The sequence below is a fragment of the Dolichospermum planctonicum genome (genome assembly GCF_005402965.1).
Lineage (GTDB): Bacteria > Cyanobacteriota > Cyanobacteriia > Cyanobacteriales > Nostocaceae > Dolichospermum > Dolichospermum planctonicum.
The window spans coordinates 1-3,649 of the sequence record NZ_BJCF01000095.1 but is presented as its reverse complement, the minus strand read 5'-3'; the positions used below and the strand labels follow the sequence as shown (position 1 = coordinate 3,649).

4 protein-coding genes are annotated in these 3,649 nt (G+C 40.6%); 1 reads left to right on the top strand and 3 read right to left on the bottom strand.

The features are described 5' to 3' along the window. Positions 1-513: 513 nt before the first annotated feature. Positions 514-1,986: a cobyric acid synthase CobQ gene (gene cobQ / locus FFO06_RS20540; protein WP_137909682.1), complete on the bottom strand. Its 1,473-nt coding sequence runs from the start codon at positions 1,984-1,986 to the stop codon at positions 514-516. 128 nt (positions 1,987-2,114) lie between these two features. Further along, complete coding sequence (locus tag FFO06_RS20535) at positions 2,115-2,519, bottom strand: Npun_F0494 family protein (RefSeq protein ID WP_137909681.1); 405 nt, start codon at positions 2,517-2,519, stop codon at positions 2,115-2,117. A gap of 162 nt (positions 2,520-2,681) precedes the next feature. Between FFO06_RS20535 and FFO06_RS20530 the strand changes: the two genes are divergently transcribed. Beyond that, positions 2,682-3,116, top strand: a complete 435-nt coding sequence (locus FFO06_RS20530) for a peroxiredoxin (protein WP_137909680.1) — start codon at positions 2,682-2,684, stop codon at positions 3,114-3,116. 201 nt (positions 3,117-3,317) lie between these two features. On the opposite strand, the gene FFO06_RS20525 is transcribed toward FFO06_RS20530, so the two are convergent. After that, positions 3,318-3,649 (bottom strand): transposase (locus tag FFO06_RS20525; protein ID WP_236097202.1); only part of this gene is annotated, 332 nt, incomplete at its 5' end.

Sequence of the window (3,649 nt, the reverse complement as noted above, 5' to 3'; positions counted from 1 at the left end):
TTACTATATTATATAGCTATGATGTAGCGAACTGCTTGCAGCAGCGCTTCGCTATCGCTATGTTACACACAAAGTTTTTACCAATGGTGCGTTACGAATACAGCTAACACACCCTACTCAAAAAGCTGTCACCTATCACCTGTTCCCAGTTAAGAGTTCCCTGTTCCCTGATTTAATATGGTGCGTTACTATATTATATAGTTATGATGTAGCGAACTGCTTGCAGCAGCGCTTCGCTATCGCTATGTTACACCTAAAGTTTTTACCAATGGTGCGTTACGCTGTTGCTAACACACCCTACTATAAATAATTTAGGATAGTTCTTCCTTATCAAGACCACGATAACATATTTAAAATCCTCTGTCAACACCTGAAAAGCAAATTTTTCGCGGTTTTTTGCGTTTTGTTCCCCGTCACCTGTCCCCGTGGCGTAGCACCTGTCACCTGTTCCCTATCACCTGTCACCTGTTCCCTATCACCTATCACCTATCACCTGTTCCCTGATTATTTGATTTATATAAACGGTGTTAAATCTAAATGTTCTTCGATGTGATTCGCTAAAGAGTCCAAAAGCTGTTCTCGCTGTTCTTTGTAGTTAGCTACACCTGTGGGTAAAGATTTTAAACCCCGTTGTTGACGAAGACGATTTAACCAAGCGCGTCGCCAAGGTCCATTATCAAAAATTCCATGCAGATACGTTCCCCAAACTGATTGACAACTATCTACTAACCCTAAATTAACATCATCAAATAGAGGTTGACAGGATTTTTGATCTCCGGGGTTTTCTATGCGTGTACGTCCTTGGTGAATTTCAAAGCCTATGACAGGTAAACCCGCTTGGGGATAATTGGAGGTAACTTGACGCTGACGGGTAATTTTTTGACCTGTAATTACTGTTTTAATTGGTAATAAATTTACCCCTGGATATTTACCATCTGGTCCTTCTATTCCTTCTGGGTCTACTATAGTCTGTCCTAGCATTTGGAAACCGCCACAAATGCCTAAAACCGTGCCACCAGAAGCTGCGTAATTTTGAATTGCTTGCGCCATACCGCTTTTTTGTAGGACCATTAAATCAGCAATGGTGGTTTTTGTCCCCGGTATAATTACTGCGTCTGGATATCCTAAATCTTGCTTTGGATGTAAGTATTTTACTGTTACTGATGGTTCTGATTCTAGGGGGTCAAAATCGGTAAAATTGGCAATTCTGGGTAAACGAACCACTGCAATGTTCAGTTCAGTTGTAGCTTTTGCGGGTTTGCGTTCCAATAAATCTAGGGAGTCTTCTGCGGGAAAAACCTGTTCTAAATAGGGAACTACACCGACAACAGGTATACCTGTCCGTGCTTCTAACCATTTAATTCCGGGTTCGAGAATTGATCTTTGTCCCCGAAATTTGTTAATAACTACACCTTTAATTAGGGCGCGTTCGTCTGGATCTAATAGTTCTAATGTTCCTACCACATGAGCAAAAGCTCCACCTCTATCAATATCTACTACTAATAATGTAGGTGCATTTAAGTGTTTAGCAACCCGCATATTAGTTAAATCCCGATGTTTGAGATTAATTTCTGCAGGACTACCCGCACCCTCACAAACTAAGCAGTCAAACTCTGTTGATAGGTATTGTAGACATTCTTGAACAGTCTGCCAACCGAGTTCAAAATATTGTTCATAGTAGTCTGTGGCGCTGACTGTACCTATGGATTTACCTTTGAGAATGATTTGGGATGTCATATTCCCTTGAGGTTTGAGCAAAATTGGATTCATTTCTACTAGGGGTGCTACTCCCGCAGCCCAGGCTTGTACCGCTTGGGCATAACCAATTTCTCCTCCATTGGCGGTAACATAGGCATTTAAAGCCATATTTTGACCTTTAAAAGGGGCTACTCGCAACCCGCGCCGGGAAAGAATCCGACAAATAGCTGTGGTTATCAGTGATTTTCCCGCGTGGGATGTTGTTCCCACTACCATAATTGATTTCATTTTTAACTAGTATTTAGTATGTTTAGATTCAGTAGTGTATCAGTGAATAAACTGTTATTTTTTGAACTTGTATAAGTATGGTAGCCAGGATGCCTACCATACAAGAGTTTTAACCACAGTTAAGTTAGTTAAAAGGGTAAGCGTAACCAACGGGTGATAAAATCATTCAAGCGATCGCTCAGTGTAGCATGAGGAAGATTGTGATTTTTTAACTTGCCGATTAATTGATGACCAAGGGGCGTTAGGCGAAAACTGTCTGTAATTCCCTGTCCATCAACTTCTCGTCGCAATACGCCTACATCAATTAACCAGGCTAAGGCGTTTTCACAGCTTAATTCTGATAATGGGCGGTTGGTGTAATTTTGCTTAACTCCTTTATCCATTGCTATAGCACCCAATTGGATGCTTTGACTAGTCATGGCGACAAATAAATTCAGGTTGAAGGGCGAACAAATTAGCGATCGCTCGGCTCTTTTTAGTGCTTCCTTAGTATAAACTAGGGGTTTGAGGTTTGGAGAATCCACAGCAGACATTTTTTATTACTCTAAATTGGGCTTTTTGTCAAGGCTTTGAAAATAAATACTTCTGGAGGAACATATTGGATAATCAGGTTATTTAAATAGGTTATTTAAATATTGTAAATTATTGTAAAATCTTGATTGCATGAATATTTCTTAAACAGGATAAGGTGAATTATGCCTCTAGCAGTTGGTACAGACGCACCTGCATTTACCACTAAAGATACTAACGGTAACACAGTTTCATTGTCTGATTTTGCTGGTAAAACAGTGGTTCTCTACTTTTATCCCAAAGATGACACACCAGGCTGCACTAAACAAGCTTGCAGTTTCCGCGATGCTCAATCAGAATATATAAGCAAAGGTATCGTGGTGTTAGGTGTGAGTGCTGATGATGAAGCTGGTCATCAAGCTTTCACCCAGAAGTATAGTCTAAATTTCCCTTTATTGGCTGATACCGATAAAAGCATCATTACAGCTTATGATGTTGATGGTGGTGGTTATGCCAAGCGTGTTACTTACATCATTGATGGTAATGGCAAAATTATTGATGTTGATGCTGCTGTTAACACTTCTACCCACGCTAGTGATGTCTTAGCAAAACTTGGGTAATTATCAGCATTGAGTTTTTTTCCTCTGGGTTCTGTGTCTCTTGGGTAAAAGGTAATTTATGATCTAACCACAGAGGCACAGAGGACACAGAGTTAGGAGGTTGATGAGGATTTTTTCCGGCTTCAGGTTTTATTTGTCTGATGATGGTAGGGTTTTTAAGGGGATACACAACTAACGTAGTTAAACCTTGGTCAAACAGTGTCAATTGCTGATAGTTCGCTCTCTGATTGACCTGACTTCAGGTTCTAGAGTCTGGGGCTTATCCTTGCCCGTTATCGCTTCGGTCTCCATCAAGGAATCCCGAAACTTCTGACTTCTTTCTAACAAGATCTTCTTCACATCGGAATGTTTCATGTATCGAGTGATTTCAACATCACTCATTCTTGCTAGAATATTGTCAGCAGCATTAGTATCTGAGTGCATTACGACCCCATCGTGTCCGGTAAACTTGTCACCATTTCTACTACCCGTTAAGGTAGCAAATCTGGAGTCAAGTTGTGACGTATACGCACAATTTACACTAACAACCGTGC